General features: G+C 70.5%; 20 protein-coding genes. 11 read left to right on the top strand and 9 right to left on the bottom strand.

Going from position 1 to position 19717, the window contains the following annotated elements; genetic code table 11:
* Positions 1 to 28: 28 nt before the first annotated feature.
* Positions 29 to 1444, top strand: coding sequence for a MocR-like transcription factor YczR (gene yczR, locus IEY88_RS34390; RefSeq protein WP_229694040.1), 1416 nt, complete (start codon positions 29 to 31; stop codon positions 1442 to 1444).
* 295 nt (positions 1445 to 1739) lie between these two features.
* Here the strand turns inward: yczR and IEY88_RS34385 are convergent, their stop codons facing one another.
* A complete protein-coding gene (locus IEY88_RS34385; RefSeq protein ID WP_189159073.1) occupies positions 1740 to 2525 on the bottom strand; it encodes a hypothetical protein in 786 nt (261 codons plus the stop codon).
* Positions 2526 to 2931: 406 nt separating this feature from the next.
* Here IEY88_RS34385 and IEY88_RS34380 point away from each other — a divergent pair, with 406 nt between their 5' ends.
* Positions 2932 to 3618 (top strand): S8 family serine peptidase, encoded by a 687-nt coding sequence (locus IEY88_RS34380; RefSeq protein WP_189159072.1) that lies wholly within the window; start codon positions 2932 to 2934, stop codon positions 3616 to 3618.
* On the opposite strand, the gene IEY88_RS34375 is transcribed toward IEY88_RS34380, so the two are convergent.
* The 4 genes from IEY88_RS34375 to IEY88_RS34360 form a co-directional block, all read right to left on the bottom strand.
* Entirely contained in the window at positions 3588 to 5579 is a 1992-nt protein-coding gene (locus tag IEY88_RS34375) for a CHAT domain-containing protein (protein ID WP_189159071.1), read from the bottom strand. The two genes, IEY88_RS34380 and IEY88_RS34375, sit on opposite strands and share 31 nt — an antisense overlap.
* Entirely contained in the window at positions 5576 to 5935 is a 360-nt protein-coding gene (locus IEY88_RS34370) for a hypothetical protein (protein ID WP_189159070.1), read from the bottom strand. Before IEY88_RS34370 ends, IEY88_RS34375 begins: the two co-directional genes overlap by 4 nt.
* On the bottom strand, positions 5932 to 6462 hold the full coding sequence (locus IEY88_RS34365; RefSeq protein WP_189159069.1) for an RNA polymerase sigma factor: 531 nt from the start codon (positions 6460 to 6462) through the stop codon (positions 5932 to 5934). Before IEY88_RS34365 ends, IEY88_RS34370 begins: the two co-directional genes overlap by 4 nt.
* 96 nt (positions 6463 to 6558) lie before the next feature.
* Positions 6559 to 7722 (bottom strand): pyridoxal phosphate-dependent aminotransferase, encoded by a 1164-nt coding sequence (locus IEY88_RS34360; protein ID WP_189159068.1) that lies wholly within the window; start codon positions 7720 to 7722, stop codon positions 6559 to 6561.
* Between the two features lie 29 nt (positions 7723 to 7751).
* On the opposite strand from IEY88_RS34360, the gene IEY88_RS34355 reads away from it, so the two are divergent.
* Entirely contained in the window at positions 7752 to 8999 is a 1248-nt protein-coding gene (locus tag IEY88_RS34355) for a DUF445 domain-containing protein (RefSeq protein WP_373294245.1), read from the top strand.
* Here IEY88_RS34355 and IEY88_RS34350 read toward each other — a convergent pair.
* Entirely contained in the window at positions 8972 to 9457 is a 486-nt protein-coding gene (locus IEY88_RS34350; protein WP_229694039.1) for a CGNR zinc finger domain-containing protein, read from the bottom strand. The genes IEY88_RS34355 and IEY88_RS34350 overlap by 28 nt on opposite strands.
* Before the next feature lie 86 nt (positions 9458 to 9543).
* On the opposite strand from IEY88_RS34350, the gene IEY88_RS34345 reads away from it, so the two are divergent.
* Genes IEY88_RS34345 through IEY88_RS34335 form a run of 3 tightly spaced genes read left to right on the top strand, consistent with a single transcriptional unit; the run spans position 9544 to position 12970 of the window.
* Positions 9544 to 10068, top strand: a complete 525-nt coding sequence (locus IEY88_RS34345) for a PadR family transcriptional regulator (protein WP_189159067.1) — start codon at positions 9544 to 9546, stop codon at positions 10066 to 10068.
* A complete protein-coding gene (locus IEY88_RS34340; RefSeq protein ID WP_189159066.1) occupies positions 10065 to 10739 on the top strand; it encodes an ABC transporter ATP-binding protein in 675 nt (224 codons plus the stop codon). The genes IEY88_RS34345 and IEY88_RS34340 overlap by 4 nt, the downstream gene beginning before the upstream one ends.
* Positions 10736 to 12970 carry an FtsX-like permease family protein gene (locus IEY88_RS34335; RefSeq protein WP_189159065.1) on the top strand — a complete coding sequence of 745 codons (2235 nt, stop codon included), beginning with the start codon at positions 10736 to 10738 and terminating at the stop codon, positions 12968 to 12970. The genes IEY88_RS34340 and IEY88_RS34335 overlap by 4 nt, the downstream gene beginning before the upstream one ends.
* Here the strand turns inward: IEY88_RS34335 and IEY88_RS34330 are convergent.
* Positions 12906 to 14924, bottom strand: a complete 2019-nt coding sequence (locus IEY88_RS34330) for an NACHT domain-containing protein (protein ID WP_229694038.1) — start codon at positions 14922 to 14924, stop codon at positions 12906 to 12908. The genes IEY88_RS34335 and IEY88_RS34330 overlap by 65 nt on opposite strands.
* Positions 14925 to 14996: 72 nt before the next feature.
* Entirely contained in the window at positions 14997 to 16064 is a 1068-nt protein-coding gene (locus tag IEY88_RS34325) for a methyltransferase domain-containing protein (protein ID WP_189159063.1), read from the bottom strand.
* A 117-nt stretch (positions 16065 to 16181) separates the two neighbouring features.
* Between IEY88_RS34325 and IEY88_RS34320 the strand changes: the two genes are divergently transcribed.
* The 5 genes from IEY88_RS34320 to IEY88_RS34300 all read left to right on the top strand — a co-directional run bounded on the left by IEY88_RS34320 (position 16182) and on the right by IEY88_RS34300 (position 18844).
* A complete protein-coding gene (locus IEY88_RS34320; RefSeq protein WP_189159062.1) occupies positions 16182 to 16559 on the top strand; it encodes a helix-turn-helix domain-containing protein in 378 nt (125 codons plus the stop codon).
* Between the two features lie 5 nt (positions 16560 to 16564).
* Entirely contained in the window at positions 16565 to 17236 is a 672-nt protein-coding gene (locus IEY88_RS34315; RefSeq protein WP_229694037.1) for a RelA/SpoT AH/RIS domain-containing protein, read from the top strand.
* Positions 17237 to 17339: 103 nt separating this feature from the next.
* Positions 17340 to 17633 (top strand): DUF2516 family protein, encoded by a 294-nt coding sequence (locus IEY88_RS34310; protein ID WP_189159141.1) that lies wholly within the window; start codon positions 17340 to 17342, stop codon positions 17631 to 17633.
* On the top strand, positions 17630 to 18286 hold the full coding sequence (locus IEY88_RS34305; protein ID WP_189159140.1) for an alpha/beta fold hydrolase: 657 nt from the start codon (positions 17630 to 17632) through the stop codon (positions 18284 to 18286). Before IEY88_RS34310 ends, IEY88_RS34305 begins: the two co-directional genes overlap by 4 nt.
* A gap of 9 nt (positions 18287 to 18295) precedes the next feature.
* The gene (locus IEY88_RS34300; RefSeq protein ID WP_189159061.1) at positions 18296 to 18844 is read left to right on the top strand and encodes a type 1 glutamine amidotransferase domain-containing protein; all 549 of its coding nucleotides are present in this window, start codon (positions 18296 to 18298) and stop codon (positions 18842 to 18844) included.
* A 31-nt stretch (positions 18845 to 18875) separates the two neighbouring features.
* Here IEY88_RS34300 and IEY88_RS34295 read toward each other — a convergent pair whose 3' ends face one another.
* Positions 18876 to 19631, bottom strand: a complete 756-nt coding sequence (locus tag IEY88_RS34295; protein WP_189159060.1) for a MerR family transcriptional regulator — start codon at positions 19629 to 19631, stop codon at positions 18876 to 18878.
* Positions 19632 to 19717 lie beyond the last annotated feature (86 nt).

The following is a 19717-nucleotide window of genomic DNA, read 5'->3' as shown; positions in this document are numbered from 1 at the left end:
TGGCCTCATGCTCCCACCAGGTGGACGTATGTCCGGAGTCCGGCTCGCGAAGCTGCTCGGCGAGTGGCGTCGTGGCGGGCCCCGGCAGTGCGTTGTCGATCTCGTCTCGGCCATGAAACTGCTGGTCGCGGACGGACGGCTGCCCGTCGGGACTCGGCTGCCGTCGGAACGGGAGCTCACCGAGGCGCTCCCCGTGAGCCGCACCACCATCACCGCGGCACTCGACCAGCTGCGGGCCGAGGGGGTCGTGGAGTCGCGGCGCGGGGCCGGGTCGTGGATCAACGGGCCAGTCGGTGGCGGGGGCGGGATCACCGGGGGCGACGACACGTTGATCGACCTGTCCCGTGCCGCGCCGCGCGCGCTGCCGTCCGTGCGGCTCGCCATGGAGGTGGCGATGGGCCAGATGCCGGAGCACCTCGCGTCGCACGGGTACGACGAGCGGGGCCTCCCGGTGCTGCGGCAGCGGATCGCCGACCGGTACACGGCTCGGGGACTGCCGACCTCGCCCGACCAGATCGTGGTGACGTCCGGGGCGCAGCACGCGTGGGCGCTGGTGCTGCGGCTCTTCGCCGGGCCCGGCGACCGGGTGCTGGTGGAGCAGCCGAGCTACCCCAACGCGCTGGAGGCGGTGCGGGCGTCGTTCGGCATCCCGGTGCCCGTGCCGATGCTCGCGGACGGCTGGGACCTCGACGGCTTCGAGGCCGCGCTGCGCCAGGCGGGTCCCCGGCTGGCCTACCTGATCCCGGACTTCCAGAACCCGACCGGACTGCGGATGTCGTCCGAGTCGCGGGAGTCGCTGTCCGCCGTGCTGAGGAAAGCGCGTACGCCGTGGGTCGTCGACGAGACATTGGTGGAGCTCGCGCTCGACGGCTCGCCGGAACCGCTGCCGATGGCCGCGTTCGGCGGGGATTCGGTGGTGACGCTGGGATCCGCGAGCAAGTCGCACTGGGGCGGACTGCGGATCGGGTGGATCAGGGCGTCCGCGGACGTCGTGCACCGGCTGCTGTCGACGCGGGCGGCGATCGACCTGGGCACCCCGGTGTTCGAGCAGCTCGTGCTGGCAGCGTTGCTGGAGTCGCCGGAAAGCGTTCTGCGGCAACGGCGCGAGGAGGCCCTGACGCAACGGGACGTGGCAGTCGCGGCGTTGCGGGAACATTGTCCACAGTGGAGTTTCGACGTGCCGGCCGGCGGGCTCGGGGTGTGGTGCTCGCTCGACGGGCCGGTGAGCACGCGCATCGCGGTGGTGGCGCAGAACTACGGCCTGCGGCTCGTCCCCGGCCCTCGCTTCGCGGTGCACGGAGGGTGCGAGCAGATGCTCCGAGTGCCGTACACGCAGTCGCCCGAAGTGCTGCGCGAGGCGATAGCCCGTTTGGGTGTGGTGGCTGCATCTGTTGCAGGAACAGGATTTGCGGCGGACGCCGACCTGTCCGTGCCGGTCGCGTGAAACACGTCGGCCCGGTCTCCCGCAGCGGTGGAGACCGGGCCGACGAACTTGCCAACGAGAGGCCTGCGGCGGGGGACGACCCAGGGATTGGCGTCCCCCGTCCGCAGGTTTCCCGTGTGGTCCGAGCCTGCGGGGGCAGCGCGGCACTCGGACCAGACCCGACCTGCCAGGGCGCGGTTGGCAGGTCAGGAAGACTGGGTTCCTTGCGTACAACGGGAAATAAGAGGAGGAGTTACTGGCGCGACGGAACTGGACGGTCACAAATCGCGCAGAGGGCAGACTGGTCCTGTCGGACTCAGTCGGGTGACGTGGCGGGCAGGCCCGGAATGCTGCCGGGCGCAGTGCCGTCGCGACGCTCCTCGACCGACCACGTGGTGGGCGGGAAGAGCGAGTTGTGCGACGTCAGAACAGCGAGCACGCCGCGCGTGCCGCCGGAGTTGTCGGTGTGGCCGGACGACGCGGAGGCCGTCGCGACCACGGGGGCCTGCTGCGGTACGGGCAGCGGCGCGTCCGGGCCGGGGGTGGACCAGTTGTAGTCGCTCACCGGCGCGGGTTCGGTCTTCACGGGAGCGGGCACCGGAAGGTCGGGCAGGAGCGGCACGGCCTTCTTGGCCACCAGCACGGGTGCGGGTGGCGGAGGAGGAGGCGGCGGTGGGAGCTCGGCGGCGATCTTCGCCGCGATCTTGGCGGCGCGCACCCTGGCCTTGGCCTGGACGACCTCGGGCGGCGCCTCGTTGCGGACCGTGCCGGAGCGCGTGTTGCTGTTCGAGCCGCCGGTGAAGTCGAGGACCGGGCCCTCGTCGGGCTCCTCGGTGTCTTCTTCCGGCTTCGTGACGACCGGCGGTGGGACGAGCTCGACCGGCTGGCGCTTCTCGACGATCGACGCCGTGAGGGCCTCGGCCCACCCGGCGGGGTCCTCGAGCAGCTGCGGGGTCTCGACCGCGGCCTCGGTGGTGATCTCGACGGCCGGCGGTTCCTCGGGGCTGGCGGAAGCGGTCGTGCCGCTCAGCAGCCAGGCGGCGGCGGTCAGGCCGCCGAGCGCAGCGGTCCGCAGCAGCAGTGCGACTCCACCACCTGCCACAGGATCACCACCCGTCCACCGTTTCGGGTCACCCTCAACGCACAGCGCCGTCGGAGGTCGACGTAGAGCTATGTCTAGCACCGGTGAGTGGCTTTGCGAACGAACTCGGCGCGAAACACCCGGAAGGGCGGTCTCGTGCGGCTGTCCGTGTCGCCCTGATCAGGCATGAACACCGTCAGTGTCGTCATCGGATCGAGTGACTTTGCGCCTCAGTCCCCTGTGGACCGTGTCGCGGCGGGGGATGGTGTCTGATGTGGACGCGCCGAAGCAGGTCAACAACCTCTCTGAGCTGGTCGATCACGTCTCCCGTGAACTCGGCCCGGTGATTGTGCATGATCGCGCGGGACCAAACGAGAGCTTGCTCCGTTCGGGGGAACTGGTGGTCCTGCCGGCGGACGCACCCACTGTGCGCAAGCGTTTGCGAGGCATCTACTCGCACGAGGAGATCGTTTCAGGTGCCATCCGCATGCACCTGAAGGCGTCCGAACGAGCGCGCGTCGCCGACATCGCCGTGGACGTGGGGGCGACGCCGAACCACGTCCACTTCGCCTGCCCGATCATGATCGGCACCTCCCGGCCCGTGATCGGCGAACGCATCCCGGAGTTGCTGGGCGAGGGCACGGTCGCGTTGCTCGACACCCCGCTCGACGCCCCGCACGGCATGTTGGTCGCCGGTGTCCTCCGCCACCACGGCGCCTCGGTCCGCCCGTTCCCCGTCCTGGGCGCTTCGGGTTTCGGCGACGACCTGAGCCTGGCCGCCGCTCTGCGCGCCACCTGCGACCTGCCGGTGGTGCTGGTGGCGTCCGGCACCTACTCGTTCGACGACCGGTGCCCGCCGGTACTGGCCTCGTACGGCCGCAACGTGGTGGCCGCGGCGGGCAACGGCGGTTCCGCACGCCCGTGGTGGCCCGCCGCGCTGCCCTCGGTGACGGCGGTGGGCACGTCGGCACCGTTCTCGGGGCACGGGCCGTGGGTCGACGTGGTCGCACCCGGCGTCGACGTGCCCTCCACGGTGGGGACTTCGCAGCAGCTGTGCACCGGCACGTCCTTCGCCGCAGCTCTTCACGCCGCGACTCTCGTGCCGGTGCCGTAGCAGCTGAAGCCGAGGTGGGCGACGGCTCTGGCCGCCTCCACCGGGTGGCCGATCCTGCGGTGCACCTCGGTCATGGCCTCGCTGACCAGCGCGTCCGGCACGCGGAGGGTGGTGGCGACGACCGCTCTGGTGCCGGCGTCGAGGAACGCGCGGGCGAGGCCTGACTCGCAGGCCGACAGGACGACGACGTCCGGTGGGCTCTCGATCCTGGCGATGTCGTAGCCGTAGAGCGGGCCGTCCTCCAGTTCGAGGTGGGAGAACAGCGGGTTGTCCGGGTTGACGTGCCCGTGCGCCGCGATGTGCACGACCCCGGCACCTTCCAGCGCCCTGAGCGTCGACTCCACAGTGGACCTGACGATCATGCCGCCGTGTTCTCGTTGGAGTGCGGGTACTTCGTCGGTGGGCAGTCCGGGGCCGGTGACCCAGACTCGGCGGCCGTGGTGGTTGGAGGACCTCCAATGCCGTAGCGACGGGATGACGTGGACCCGGCGGCCAAGCGCGGCCCACGGCATGTCGTCGAGCACGCCGTCCGGGATGACGACGACCTCCTCCGCGTCCGGCAGCAGGTCGGAGGTGACGGGACGGCCGGCCTGCAGGGCGAGCTTGGCGGTGCGGACGAGTTCGGCGGGGTCGGGCACCACGCGCAGGCGGGCGCGGCCGTTGATCACCGTGACCGCCTTCGTCCGTCCTTCGTGGACGATGAAGCTGACCAGCGGCAGGTCTGGTGTCGTCGCGCCTGGCTTCGTGCGAGTGGCGGCCGCCAGGGTCAGCCTCCGGACGTCCCGCTCCCTGGCCTCCAGCGGCAGCCCGAACGCCTTCGCCCGCCGCAGCTCGCCCAGGGCTCGGGCGAGGCCGGGTTCGTTCGGAGGCAACGGAACCGACGCCCGGTGGTGCTCGGACCAGTGCAGCACCTCGCGAGCGGTCCTGGCGAGCCCGAGCGCGTGCCCGGTCAGCTCACGCCGGGGCCAGTCGCCGTGGTGTTCGTCCAGCAGCCTGAGCCCGGCCCGGCACGCGGCCAGCGCACCTCTGCGGTCCGACCGCCGTGCCTGTGCGAGCCACCCGAGCGCCCGAGTCTGCACCGGCCCGCGAAACCTGTGCGCCGCGACGGCGTCGAGCTTCCCGGCGGCGAGCATGAACTCGACGTCCGCACCGCCCAGCCTCCGCGCGGGCTCGGGATCCCCGTCCCGCAACGCGCACCGCGCACTCAGCACAGCCAGTTCCGGCACGTGCCTGGCGCAGCGACGCAGCAGCTCCACCGCGGGCGCCAGCACCCGGCGCGCCTCCGCGGTGAGCCCGGCCGCGAGCAACGCCTCGGCCCGGTCGACGAGCGCCTCCGGCCGGCTCGCCGAGTCCAGACCGGTCTTCGCGGCCTCCTCGTACCTGCGCAGGGCGAGCGGCAGGTTGCCCGCGAGCATCGCCACGAACCCCTTGTTGTGCAGGCACATCGCCGCTCGTCCTGCCTCACCCGACGACCGCAGCAGCGTCTCGGCCGCGGTGAAGTCGGCCTCCGCCTGGACGAGCTTCAACGCGGAGCACCGCGCGATCCCACGTCCGACGAGCGCGTTGGCCAGCCACCGCTCGTCGCCGTACCGGCGCAGCTCCTTGACGACCGCGGTGAGTTCGGCGATGGCCAGCCGAGGCTCCGCCGAGCAGAGGTGCAGGCCGCGCAGGCACCGCGCCCGCGCCAGTTCCCCGCCGCGCAGGTGGGGTGTGGCCAGGTCGAGGTGGTGGAGGCTCTGCCTGCGGCGCCCGCGATCCAGCTCGATCCACGCGAGTGTGAGGTGGAACCGGGCCGCGCCGGTGAGCCGCAGCCCGCGCCGCGCGAACTTCGCGGCGACGTCGAGGTGGCCGAGTTCGACGTGGGCCACGCTCAGGTCGTGCAGGGCGTCGGCGCGCTGGACCTTCGTGCCGCGGATCTCGGTCGTGGCGATGGTGGCCCGGGGGTCGGCGCTGGCGCTCATGCGACGAACCAGCCCGTCGTCATGCCGAGCGCGGGCACCGCCACGCACACCGGGCCCGGCCTGACGGTCGTGCGGAACCAGCCCTCGGCGTCCGGCCGCAGCGCCTGGACGCCGGCCGGCTCGTGGACCTCGACGGTGAGGCCGCTGTCGTCCAGCACGCCGGTCAGCCGGCCCGAGTCGACCCGCAGGTGCAGGCGGCCGGTGCCGAGGTGGAACACGAGCTGGTGGGAGGAGCCGCGAACCGGTTCTTGGACGGCCTCCATGGGTTCGAGGCCAGTCGGGCGGGGCGCGAGGGCCAGCGGTGGGGTGTCCGAGCGGAACAGGTCGGCGATCTCGTCGAGCAGCGAGTCCCTCATCGCAGGCCCTCCACCTTCCGTCGCAGGTCAGCGAGGCAACGGGTGCGGGTGGAGCCAACGCTCCCCAGCTTCATCCCCAGGGCGTCGGCAACCTGTGCATAACTCAGTTCGGGGCTGTGGGCAGCGATCCGCAGCAGCTGTTGGCAACGTTCGCTCAAGGTCATCAGCGCGGACCACAGGCGGCGCTGCCGGTCGTTGGTGACGGCCACCTCGTCCGGGGCCGGGAGGGGGGAGGCCGGCTCCCACAGGTCGTACGAGACCTCACGGCCGCGGGTGCGCAGGACCGTCAGCGACTGGCGGGTGGCGGTACGGACCAGCCACACGCCGAGACGTTCCGGTTCTCGCAGGCGCGTCAGGTGTTCTGCCAGGCAGAGCCAGGTGCACTGGTAGACGTCGGCGGCATCGGTCTGGCTCAGGCGGAACGATCTGGGCACCGACCAGACCAGGCGTGAGTAGCGGTCGACGAGGGCGTCCCAGCCGGAGAGGCCGGAACGCCACGCCACGAGAAGCTCTGTGTTCGAGTCCATGACATTTGGAGTCGAACTCCGGCGCCGAGGCTCCACACCTCACCCGAAAGTGGGTTGTCCACAGCTGTGGAGAAACTCATCCACGCCTGTGGACAACTACAGCTTGTGGAGGCGCTCCACGGCTTCGTCGATCACGGCGTCCTGCTTGCAGAACGCGAAGCGGATCAGGTGCTTCCACTGGTCCGGTCGGTCGGTGAACACCTGGACGGGCACGGCCGCGACGCCGATCCGGGCCGGCAGGTCGCGGCACAGGGCCCAGCCGTCCTCGTAACCCAGAGGCCTGACATCGGCACAGATGAAGTACGTGCCCTCGGACGAGCGCACCTCGAAACCGGCTTCTCGCAGGCCCTCGGCCAGACGAGCGCGCTTCGACGCCAGCGAGTCGCGCAGCGACGTGACCCAGTCCAGTTCCGCGGTCAGGGCGTGCGCGACGGCGGGCTGGAACGGCGCGCCACCGACGAAGGTCATGAACTGCTTGGCCGCGCGGACCGCGCCGACGAGCTCGGAGGGCCCGCAGACCCAGCCGATCTTCCAGCCGGTGCAGTTGAACGTCTTGCCCGCACCGGAGATCGACAACGTGCGCGACGCCATGCCGGGCAGCGAGGCCAGCGGGATGTGCACGAGCCCGTCGAACACCAGGTGCTCGTAGACCTCGTCGGTGATGGCCAGCAGGTCATGCTCGACGCACAGCGCCGCAATCGCTTGGAGCTCCTCCAAGCGGAAAACCGTGCCGGTCGGGTTGTGCGGCGAGTTGACCAGGACGGCCCGCGTCCGCGGCGTGACGGCGGCGCGCAGGGCGTCCACGTCCAGCGCCAGGCGGCCGGACGCGTCCTCACGCAGGCCGACGGTCACCCGCGTCGCACCCGCCATGGCGACGGAGGCGGCGTACGAGTCGTAGTACGGCTCGATCAGGATCACCTCGTCACCGGCCTCGACCAACGCGAGCAACGAGGCCGCGATCGCCTCGGTGGCACCGACCGTCACCAGGACCTCGGTGTCGGGGTCGTAGGAGAGCCCGTACCGCGAGCGGTGGGCGGCGACGGCGCGGCGCAGCACCGGCATCCCGGGACCCGGCGGGTACTGGTTCACCCCCGACGCGATCGCCGACTGCGCCGCCGCGAGCATCGACGACGGACCGTCGGTGTCGGGGAAGCCCTGACCGAGGTTGACGGCGTCGTGCCGCACGGCCAGCGCCGTCATCTCCGCGAAGATGGTCGACGTGAACGGCTGCAACCGAGGAACTAGCGCTGGTACCCGCACAACGCAGGATCTTCACGGACAATGTGGTTGTGGAGCAACTGACCGCCGCTGACCAGCAGAAGCGCACCGACCTGCGCAAGATGAAACTCGTCGCGACGAGCTTCCTGATAGGCGCGACGATCATCTTCTTCGCCACGCACGCCTTCGAAGGGGCCTGGGTCGGCTACGTGCGGGCCGCCGCGGAGGCCGGCATGGTCGGCGCGCTCGCCGACTGGTTCGCCGTCACCGCGCTGTTCCGGCGGCCCTTGGGCCTGCCGATTCCGCACACCGCGATCATCCCCGAGCGCAAGAACATGTTCGGCCAGACGCTCGGTGACTTCGTGGGCGTCAACTTCCTCAGTCCCGAGATCGTGCAGGACAAGCTGCGCCGGGCGGGCATCGCGGAACGGGCCGGGGCCTGGATCAAGCAGCCCGACAACGCCGAACGGATCACCAACGAGCTCTCGAACGTCCTCAAGGGTGCGATCACGGTCCTCAAGGACGAGGAGGTCCAGGCCGTCGTCGAGCAGGCGATCGTCAAGCGGGTCACCGCGAAGCCGTGGGGGCCGCCGCTCGGCAAGCTGCTCGGGCAGGTCCTGACGGACGGCGCGCACCACAAGCTCGTCGACCTCATGTGCGACCGCGCCTACGAGTGGGTGCGCGACAACTCCGACAACGTCAGCCTGATCGTCACGGACCGTGCGCCGACGTGGTCGCCGAAGTTCGTCGACGCGCTGCTCGGCGACAAGGTGTACACCGAGCTCGTCAACTTCGCGTGGGCCGTCAAGACCGACGTCAACCATCCGATGCGGCTCGCCGTCGACCAGTTCATGATCGAGTTCGCCACCGACATGCAGAGCGATCCGGTCACGATGCAGAAGGCCGAGCAGGTCAAGCAGCAGGTGATCAACCACCCCGACGTGCAGAAGGTGATCAGCTCCGCCTGGGGCACGGCGAAGAAGATGTTGCTCGACGCCGCCGAGGACCCGTCCAGCGAGCTCCGCAGGCGCGTCACGCAGGGGTTGATCACGCTCGGCACCAACCTCACCGACGATCCCGAGCTGCGGGCCAAGGTCGACGGCTGGCTGGAGCAGGCCGCCGGGTACGTGGTCGGCAACTACCGCGCGGAGATCACCACGCTGATCACGGACACGGTCGAGCGCTGGGACGCCGAGGAGACCTCGCGCAAGATCGAACTGCAGGTCGGCAGGGACCTGCAGTTCATCCGGATCAACGGCACCGTGGTCGGCGCGCTCGCCGGCCTGGTGATCTACACCGCGGCCAACGTGCTGTTCTGAGCTCTGGTTCGTTTTCGGAAGGTGCGGGCCTTCTCGCGGTTCCCGCAGACCCGCATCGAGCACCAGGTGCGCGAGCGGTTGCGGGAACGGTCGAAGAACGCGCGTTGGCAATCTTCGGCCGGACAGATCTTGAAGCGTTCCCACGAGCCGAGCACCGCGAGGCGGGCGGAGGCGGCGAGCACCGCGCCGAGCGCGTCCGAGCTCGACAGCACCGGGACGCCGTCGGTGAGCTCGATGTGGACGACGCCCGCTGCCGTCTGAGGCCCTGAGGACCCCTCGATGGACGACCGCAGCGCCGCCCGTGCGGCGCGCGCCTGCGCGATTTCGCTGCTCCGCCCGAGGCCGCGCTCGGTCACCCATGCGCGCCAGGAGGCTTCACTGTCCAGTACGTGTCGAGTGTTCAGGAAGTCGAGCAGCAGCTCGACGTCGTGATCCCAGCCGACAGTCAGACCAGTCACCCCACCACTGTAGGCGCCACGGCGGTCGCTCGTCAGGGCATCCGCTGACTACATCGGGTGTATACACGGTGTGTATAGTGCTCCGCATGGCGATCGGACACGCACTGCTGGGCCTGCTGGAAGGCGGTCCAAGGCACGGTTACGACCTGAAGCGCGCCTACGACGAGCGTTTCGGCCAGCACCGGCCGCTGGCGTACGGCCAGGTGTACTCGACCCTGTCGAGACTGCTGAAGAACGGCCTCGTGGCCGAGGCGGGCGTCGAGGCGGGTGACGGCCCGGAGCGCAGGCGGTACGCGATCACGGACGCCGGGGTCACCGACGTGGAGCGCTGGCTCGGCACGCCGGAGAAGCCGGAGCCGTACCTGCAGAACACCCTCTACTCGAAGGTCGTGCTGGCCCTGCTGTCCGGCCGCAGCGCGACCGACGTGCTCGACGTCCAGCGCTCGGCACACCTGGGGACCATGCGCGAGCTCACCAGGCGCAAGGCGGACGGTGACCTCGCCGACCAGCTGATCTGCGACTTCGCCCTGTTCCACCTCGAAGCCGACCTGCGGTGGCTCGAACTGACCGCGGCCCGCCTCGACAAGCTGGCCGCGGAGGTCGGGAAATGAGCCTGTTGGTCGCGCAGGACCTGCACAAGTCGTTCGGGAAGACGCACGCGCTCGAAGGAGCCGGTCTGACCATCCGCGCCGGCGAGATCGTCGCGGTGATGGGTCCCTCCGGTTCCGGCAAGTCCACGCTGCTGCACTGCATCGCGGGCATCCTGCCGCCGGACTCCGGCGTCGTCCGCTACGGCGACCGCGAGCTCACCTCGATGTCCGACCGCGAGCGCAGTGAGCTGCGGCGCACCGACTTCGGGTTCGTCTTCCAGTTCGGCCAGCTCGTGCCGGAACTGACCTGTCTGGAGAACGTGGCGCTGCCGTTGCGGCTCAGTGGCATGAAGCGCAGGGCGGCCGAACGCGCCGCGAGGGACTGGATGGCCAAGCTGGAGGTCGACGGCGTCGCGGACCAGCGGCCCGGCGAGACGTCCGGCGGCCAGGGGCAACGCGTGGCGATCGCCCGTGCGCTGGTCACCGAACCGAAGGTGGTCTTCGCTGACGAACCGACGGGCGCGCTCGACTCGCTCAACGGCGAGAGGGTGATGCACCTGCTCACGTCGGCCGCACGGGAGACCGGTGCCGCCGTCGTGCTGGTCACGCACGAGGCCCGCGTCGCCGCCTACTCCGACCGCGAGGTCGTGGTGCGCGACGGCAAGGCCAGGGACGTGGAGTTCGTTCGATGACACAGGTGATCAGCGATCTGCTCCTCGGCGTCCGGCTGGCTGTCGGGGGCAGCCGGAAGTCGTGGGGCAGGCTCGTGCTGCAGGGCGTCGGCATCGGGCTGTGCGTGGCTGTGCTGCTGCTCGCCGCCGCGATCCCGAACGCGCTGAAGGTGCGCGACGACCGGACGGACTCCCTCAACGAGGTGGCCGAGGGCACTGGACCGGCGCCGTTGCTGATGGAGGAGATGTACGTTCACTTCCGTTCGCTGGACATCCCCGGCAACTACGTCAACGTGCGCGCGGAGAACGCGCCGGTGCCGCCGGGCCTCGAGCGGTTGCCGGGGGACGGCGAGATCGTCGTGTCGCCGGCTCTCGCGGAGTTGCTCGCCTCGCCGGACGCCGGACTGCTCGGGCCGCGGTTCCCGCAGAGGGTGATCGGCACGATCAGCCAGGCGGGCCTGGTCGGGCCGCGCGACCTCCTGTTCTACGCGGGTGACACCACGATCGCCGAGCGGGAGGGCAACCGGGTCTACGCGTTCGGGCAGACCTACGAACGTCGTGGCCTCGACCCGGTGCTGTGGATGCTCAGCCTCGTCGGCATCGTCGTACTGCTGTTCCCCGTGCTGGTGTTCGTCGGCGTGGCGACCCGGCTCGCGGCGGCCCAGCGCGATCGCAGGCTCGCGGCGTTGCGGCTGGTCGGCGCGGCCGCGAGCCGGGTGCGGCTGATCGCGTCCGGTGAGACGCTGGTCGGCGCGCTCGCCGGGCTCGTGTTCGGCATCGGGTTCTTCTTCGCGGCCCGGCCGCTGGCCGACGACATCTCCATCGCCGAGGTCGCGATCTACCCCGCCGACCTCCTGCCCACGCCGGAACTCGCGGCGCTGGTGCTGGTGGCCGTGCCGGCGCTCGCGGTCCTCACGTCGCTGTTCGCCATGCGCCGCACGATCATCGAACCGCTCGGCGTGGTCCGGCACCAGAAGCCGGTGCGGCGCAGGCTGTGGTGGCGCCTCGTGCCGCCGGTCGCCGGAATCGCCCTGCTGGTCAGCCAGGCCGGCGCCATCGGCGAGAAGGACTCGCGGTTCCAGTTCTACGTGATCGCCGGTGTGGTGCTGCTGATGCTGAGCATTCCGGTGCTGCTGCCGTGGCTCGTGGAGTGGGTCGTGAACTGGATGCGCGGCGCGACGCCCGCGTTGCAACTCGCGGTGCGCAGGCTGCAGCTCGACGCGGGCACGGCGGCGCGGGTCGTCGGCGGGGTGGCCGTGGTGCTCGCGGGCACGGTGACGTTGCAGGTCCTCATCGCGAGCGTGGAGAAGGACGTGATCGACGAGGAGAAGCGGGACCTGGTCCACAACTTCGTCGCGTTGACGCCCAAGGGCGAGTTCGACATGGCCGCGATGAAGGACGCGGTGGCGGCCGGCAACGGCGTGCGGGCCGTGCACGTTCTCGACCGCACCTCCGCGAAGCTGCCGGACGGCAGCACGACCAGGGTCTCCGTCGGCACGTGCTCGGCGTTGAAGGCGCAGGCCGACGTCAAAGGCTGCACGGACGGCAAGGCCTACCTGGTGCGGTTCTCGCGGGGCGCGGCCGGCGCGGAGTCCGGCGAGGTGCTGATGGTCGGCGGCAGGAGCGCGTGGACCGTGCCCCGGCTCGAGGAGGTGCCCGGCATCTCGCCCGGCCTCTTCCTCACCCCGGCGGCGGCCGAGGGCCTCGACCTCTCCGAAGGCATGCCCCAGTTCCAGGCCGAGCTGGACCTCGCGGTGCCGGACGCCGCCGAGCACATGCGCAACGCCATCGCCCCGTACAGCTGGCGGGTGCACGCGTACTTCTACGGCCAGGACGACACGGCCGAGGTCGAGCTGGTCTTCGGCGCGGTCCGGCAGGTGCTGATCGCGGGTTCGATGCTCACCCTGCTGCTCGCGGGCGCGTCGTTGCTGGTCATGGCGTTGGAGCAGGTGCGGGAGCGTCGGCGTTCGCTCGCCGTCATGGCGGCGAGCGGGGTGCCGCGCGGCATACTCGCGCGGTCGTTGCTGTGGCAGAACGGCGTGCCGCTGGTGCTGTCCACGGCGATCGCGGTGGGCACCGGTGTCCTGCTCGGCGTGATGGTCACGCGGGTGTTCAACGCCGAGGTGGCCTACGACTGGCAGGGCACTGCCACGCTCGCCGGCGCCTCGGTGGTGCTGGTGCTCGCGGTCACTGCTCTGACGTTGCCTTCGCTGAGAAGGGCGACCGGAGCACTTGGCCTGCGGACCGAGTGATCACCTCGTGCTCTGCCAGGCGGTCCTGCACCAGTCCGTGGCGGAACTGGTAGCAGGCTCCCGCCCGGCAGAGCACGCCGAGCTTGCGCGAGTCCTCCAGGAAGACCATCAGCTCCCAGGGCAGCTTTCCGCGCAGCGCCAGCCAGATCCGCGCGACGGTGAACCACCACCAGCGCAGGTGCAGGACGGCGAGCGCGAACCCGAGCATCAGCCCGGACGCGAGTCCCAGCCCGACCATGCCGGTCTGGCCGGGGCCGAACACCAGTGCCGCCGCCGACCCGAAGACCACGGCCAGCACGAGAGATCCGGTCCACACCGCGATCCGGTCGCGAGCCATCGTCCACAGAGGACTGGAAGCCTGCGAGAGCTCGGCGGCGCTCGACAACGCGAACCGCAGCGCGATCGCCACGGCCATGCCGAGGCCGACCACGAGTCCGGCGGAAAGTCCGTACAGGGCACCGAAGACGAGTCCCGCGGCGAGCCCGAGCACACCGGGCACGAGCAGCAGGCTGCGCGCGATCCCCAGGCGTGGCTTGGCTTTGCGCTCGTGCGAGGCGGTCAGTGCCGCCGCGCCGACGCCGATGCCCGCGACCAGGCCGGTGATGGGAGCGAGCGACGGCGTGATCGAGTACGCCATCAGCCAGCCGACGCCGAACCCGCCGATCGCACCCAGCACCAGCGCGCCGAGCACCGCGAGCCACGTGCTGCCGACCGACCGGCGCAGCTCCCACCAGGCCAGTTCGCGGATGCCCCGGTCCCGCATCTCGTGGGCGAGGAACTCGAGCCACTTGCGGGCGCGGTCACGGGGCCAGACCTGCGTGGCCCCGGCGTGGTGCGCGAACGCCCTGTTGCCGAACGCCCGTGACACCAATTCGTCGCAGAGGTGGTCGGAGATCGCCCGCGCGTCCGGGAAACGGCCGCGGTCGAGCAGTTCGGTCGGTTCGGCCTCGCTGTCCGCGTAGACCATGCTGGCGAGCCACATCGTGAGCGGCGTCGACAACGCGTCCGCGAGCCTGCCGTCCGGCTCCTCGCGCAGCTGGATGAACACCGGCTCCCAGCGCGCCGCACCCCAGCTGTCGGCGCTCGCCCGCAGGTAGGTCGCGACCTCGTCGAGGTCGAGCGGGGCCAGTTCGACGACGTCCGCGCCCGGCAGCGGCCCGGCGAGGCGGACGGCCGACGCGAACTCGTCCGTGCGGCACGTCAGCACCATCGGCCGCTTCGAGGGGAACGCCTTGGCGATCCGCGAGAGGGCGTCCGCGCGCTGGTGGGCGGGGATGTCGTCGAGGCCGTCGAGCACGGGCAGCACCAGGTGCTGCTCGATCAGCAGATCACCGGCGTAGCTGCCGTACAGCTCGGTGTTGCGCAACGCCGGATGGTCCTCGTACAGCCTGCGCGTGAGCCACGTGCGGATGTCCTCGACCGCCGGGTTCCACGTCGAGAGGGGCAGCAGGACCGGCACCATGCCGCCGTCGTAGCGGTCCAGCAGGCCGCACGTCAGCAGCATCGCGACCGTCGACTTGCCGGTGCCGGCCTCGCCGATGACCACCATCCGCCGGTTGATCTGCCGTTCGAACGCGCCCACGACCGCGTCGCTGCGTCCCGGCGGGGCGGCGGGTTCGTCGCTCACGTCCAGCTCGGGCGCGATCCAGTGCAGGTCGAGCACGTCCGGGTCGGTGAGGCCGCGCGAGCGGACCTCCTCGTTCCACTGCGCCTGCAGGCCGACGGCGAGCGCCCGGCACGCCGCGTCGAGGTGCTCGTCAGTGCTCAGCTCGGCGTTGTGCCTGCGCCTGACCCACGGGTCCAGCAGCGCGAGGAAGCCCAGGAACGCCACCGCGAGCACGATCAGCCACAGGCGCGGGTTGATGCCGTGGTCGGTCACGAACAGCCCGGCCGCGGTGAGCAACGCGGTCAGCACGCACCCGGTCAGCAACGCCTGCTGACGGAATCTCGACATGCGTCGCATCATGACGCACCGCATCCGCCCGGGGTCGATTCAGTGACCCGTGTCGTGACGTTCGTTTGCGGATCACAGATGCCAGCTCAGCTCCCCCAGGGTGAGGTGCTGGCCGTCGGGCCCGATCGTGACGCCGAACTGGTTGCGGCGGGGTTTGCCCAGGTCGTGCCATGCGACCAGGGCGTCCTCCGCGATGTCCCACAGCCGGCGCGGGCCGCCCTGGTGGACGTGCGTGCCGCGGTGGTGCACCCAGGACCCGTCCGAATGGGCCAACCAGTTGGGCCCGGCGACGACGCCCGGCAGCGAGATGCCCGCGAAGAACTCGAACGGGCTGGCGGGGTCGAGCACCGTCGCGAACGGGACAGTCGTGGTGCGACGGTCGAACTCGCCGGTCCCCTTCGCCGCCGCTGGACGGGCGTGCGCGCGCAACGGCATGAAGCGCCCGTCCTCGGGAAGTACGCGGCCTTCGCCGGTGCCGTCGCCGTTGGACACGATCCGCACCAGCCCGGCACCGATAGGACGGTGCAGCGTCGTGACCACCAGACCGCCGGGCCTCGTCTGCTCCAGCCAGGCGGGTGGGACGGTCGCGACGGAGCAGGTGGCCAGCAAGCGGTCGTACGGTGCGCGCTCCCGGTGGCCCAGCGCGCCGTCACCCGTCACGCAGGTGGGGTGGAAACCGTTGCGGTGCAGGCGTTCGCGTGCTCGTTCGGAGAGGTTCGGGTCCACGTCGATCGTCGTCACGTTGCCCGCACCCACGGCGTGGCACAGCAAAGCCGCGTTGTAGCCCGTACCGGTGCCGACCTCCAGCACCGTCTGTCCGTTGTGGACGTCCAGTGCCTCCAGCATGATCGCCATGATCGTGGGCATGCTCGACGAGCAGGTCGGTGTGCCGCCGGTCACCGTGTCGTCGCCGTCGAACTGGGTAACCCAAACCCGGTCGGCGTAGACCAGTTCGAGCCAACCGGGGTCGCTCGCATTGATCCGCTCCCAGTCGCCGTCGTGCAGCTGGCGGTAGAAGCGCGGCAGGAACTCGTGCCGCGGGACGGTGCTGAAAGCCTTGTGCCACTGGGAATCGCGCAGCACGCCAGCGCCGAGCAGGTGGTCCGCCAGCTCGGCGCGCAAGGCCACGGCGTCGTCCATGTCACCCCCACGGTAACCCTGTGGCGGAGACCACGCAGCGATTGCTAGCAGGGTGCTTGCAACTGCTAGCACTCGTCGCTAACGTGGTCGGTGGCACGAGGAACGGGAGCGGGAACAGTGGACAAGTCCATCGACAAAGCAGTCGCGGACCTCGGCCGCAACATCGGTGAGTACATCCGCGAGCAGCGCAACACCGCCAAGATCTCCTTGCGGGAGTTGGCGAAGCAGGCGGGTGTCTCCAACCCATACCTCAGCCAGATCGAGCGAGGACTGCGCAAGCCCAGCGCGGAGATCCTTCAACAGATCGCCAAGGGGCTGCGCATCTCGGCCGAGGTGCTCTACGTCGAGGCCGGGATCCTCCAGCAGCGCGAAGGCGGTGCGTTGGCGGACGCCATCGTCGCCGCGACCGATCTGACCGAGCGGCAGAAGCAGGTGCTGCTCGACGTCTACGAATCTTTCCGGCGGGAGAACACCGCCACTGACAAGGAGGACTGATCTCCATGCCGAAGCTCACCCAGGACGACGTTCGCAAGGCCGCCGAGCAGGGCGCCCACGCCGCACGCCAGGCGCTGCTCGCCGCGCTCGGTGCCGGTGACCTCGCCGCCAAGGCCGTGGTCGAGGCCCTCGGCAAGGCCAAGGACCGTGCCGACGAGGCCCGGACCCAGGCCGTCGACATCCCGAACGAGCTCAAGGACCTGCGCGAGAAGCTGCAGCCGGCCGAGCTCAAGAAGCTGGTCGACGCCTACACCGCCTCCGCGGTGAACCTGTACACCTACCTCGCCGACCAGGGCGAGCAGACGCTGGAGCAGATCAAGGCCCAGCCGCAGGTCAAGCAGGCCGTGGAGCAGGTCGAGCAGGCCGTCGAGGCCGCGCAGAAGCGCGCCGGGTCCGCCGCCGCCGACGCCAAGGTGCTCGCGGACGACGTCCTCGGCAAGGTGACCCGCCGCACCCGTTCGGTCGGCGAGAAGGTCGCCCTCGAGGTCGAGGACGCCGCCGAGAAGCTGGCGGAGGAGATCGTCGAGGTCGGTGGTGAGGCCGCGCACGAGGTCCGCAGCACCGCCCGCAAGACGGCCGCCCGCACGGCGCCGCGCAAGCCCGCGACGACGACCCGCACCACCGCCACCCCCACCACCACCGCGGTGAAGAAGACCACGCCGAACACCACCAAGTGAGTCGCTGAGGTCTCTTGAGAGGGGAGTGGCCCGACCGGGGCCGCTCCCCTCTTCACGTAACGGCACGTAGGCTGGCCCTGTGTTCTACGTGCCGGACTTCAGCATCACGAACCTCGACGGCATCGTGTACTTCCTCGCCGACCTGGGGTTCAGCGTCTTCGGCCTGTTCGCGTTCTTCCACGCGCTGAGCCAGCGCGTCGACGCGTACACCGCCATCGAGCGCATGACCAAGCCCGCCTGGCTGGGCATCACCGGTGGTGGGACGGCGGCGTTGCTGCTGTTCAGCCCTGGTGGCGTCGGGTCGATCTTCTGGCTCGCCGGCCTCATCGCGGTGCTCGTCTACATGGTGGACGTGCGCCCCAAGCTGATCGAGGTCCAGCGCGGCCCGCGTTGGTGATCACCCAGCCGTACGGCTCCGGCTCGCCGGTGACCCTGGTCGCCCACGGGCTCGGCGCCACGCCCGGCGAGGCGAGGATCCCCGCCTCCGGGCTGCCCGGCACCCGCGTCGTGGTGACGTTGCCGTCGCACGGCGACGCCCCGGACGCGCCGGAGGGCTACTGGGACTACGGCCGGATCGCGGCCGACCTGGGCACCGTTCCCGCTGACCACGCCATCGGCGTGTCGCTCGGCGCCGGTGCGCTGGTGCGGCTGTTGTCGGTCGAACCCGATCGTTTCGCGCGCGTGGCCCTGCTGTTGCCCGCGGTGCTGGACCAGCCCCGGCAGCCGTTCACGTTGCAGCAGCTCGCGGACCTGACCACGGGCCCGCCCGCCTACGTGGCCGAACGTCGCGCCGCGCTGACCAGGCTCGAGGCCGCCGCCGCGCAGTTGCCCGGCCAGGTCGCGGTCGCGGATGCGTCCTCGCTGGCTTCGGTCACTGCTCCGGTGCTGGTCATCGGGGCTGTCGGCGACCCGCTGCACCCCGAGGACGTGGCGAAGGCGACGGCGGCGGCGTTCCCCGAGGGGGAGCTGTGGCTGATCGACTCGGCCGCGCCGATGATCACCCACCGCACCGAGATCCGGCACCGGTTGGTCTCCTTCTTCGCCGGGTAGCCGAAGTGCATGGCTGAACAGAAGAAGATCGCGTTCCTCGTCGCGTCGGAAGGCATCGAGCAGATCGAGCTCACGGATCCGTGGGCGCACGTCGAGAAGGCCGGCGGAGTGCCGCGCCTGCTCGCGCCGAAGCTCGGTGAGGTGCGTGGCTTCAACCACCTCACGCCCGCCGACGCGTTCCCGGTCGACACGACGTTCGCCGACGCCAACGCCGACGACTACGCCGGTGCGGTCATCCCCGGCGGTGTCGCCAACGCCGACTTCCTGCGCATGGAGGACGAGGCCGTCGAACTCGTGCACGCCCTGGTCGCGGCCGGCAAGCCGATCGCCTCGATCTGCCACGGACCGTGGCTGCTCGTCGAGGCGAACGTGGTGCGCGGCAAGATGCTGACCTCGTTCCCGAGCCTGCAGACCGACATCCGCAACGCGGGCGGCGACTGGGCCGACGAAGAGGTCCGGGTGTGCGACATGAACGGGTGGACGCTCGTGACGTCCCGCAACCCCGACGACCTGCCGGCGTTCAACCGGGAGGCCCTGAAGGCCTTCGACCTGGGCTGATTACCGGGATCTGCAGCTCCCGGTGATCGTCTTAAAGGCGCGTCTCGGCGTAGTGCGCCATGGCGTCACGCAGCCACTCGGCCATGTTGTCGCCGCCGACCTCGAAGTTGCCCCGGAACTCGTCCGAGTCGACGTAGAGGTCGCCGAGGCCCTTGTAGGACTCCCGGTTGGGCGTCCAGCTCAGGCAGATCCAGCGGTAGTGGCGGTCGACCAGCTCCTGCGTCTGCGGAGCGTCGATCGCCGTACCCGCCGTGAACAGCGCGCCGAGTGCCTCGGCGATCTCCCGCCACTCGGCCATGAACTGGTCCGCGTCGGCCCGCGTCCAGCCCTTCATCTTCTTGCGGCTCTCGGCGATGTGCTCCCGCGCACCCTCGCCGTAGCGCTCGACGAGCTCGGCCTCGTGCCGCTCCTGCTTCTTCGCGTCGAAGCCGTCGAACAGCTCTTCCATCTTCACTTCGTCCCCTCCTTCCAGTTCTCGGATGGTGCGCGCGACGGTGTTGGCGAGCCGGTCCAGCCGTTGCTGCTCGCCCTGCAGCCACCGGTGGTGGTCGCGCAGGACCGTGAGCTGGTCCGTCCCGTTCAACATCTCCGCCACCACGTCGAGGCCCAGCCCCAGGTCGCGCAGCAGCAGGATCTGCTGCAGGCGGTGCACCTGTTCCTTCTCGTAGTAGCGGTAACCGTTGTCGCCGATCCAGGCCGGCGGCAGCAGCCCGATCGAGTCGTAGTGCCGCAGCGTCCTGGACGTCACCTTCGACATCCGGGCCACCTGGGCGATCGACCAGGCCATTCGGTTCTCCCCTCGCGCTCTGGAATCGAAGGTAGGGGTTGACGCAACGTAAAGGTCAAACGCGGGTTTGGCAGGATGTCCGCGAA

The sequence above is a fragment of the Lentzea pudingi genome, from assembly GCF_014646255.1.
Lineage (GTDB): Bacteria > Actinomycetota > Actinomycetes > Mycobacteriales > Pseudonocardiaceae > Lentzea > Lentzea pudingi.
The sequence above is the reverse complement of the archived record's forward strand: the minus strand, read 5'-3'. Positions and strand labels throughout refer to the sequence as shown.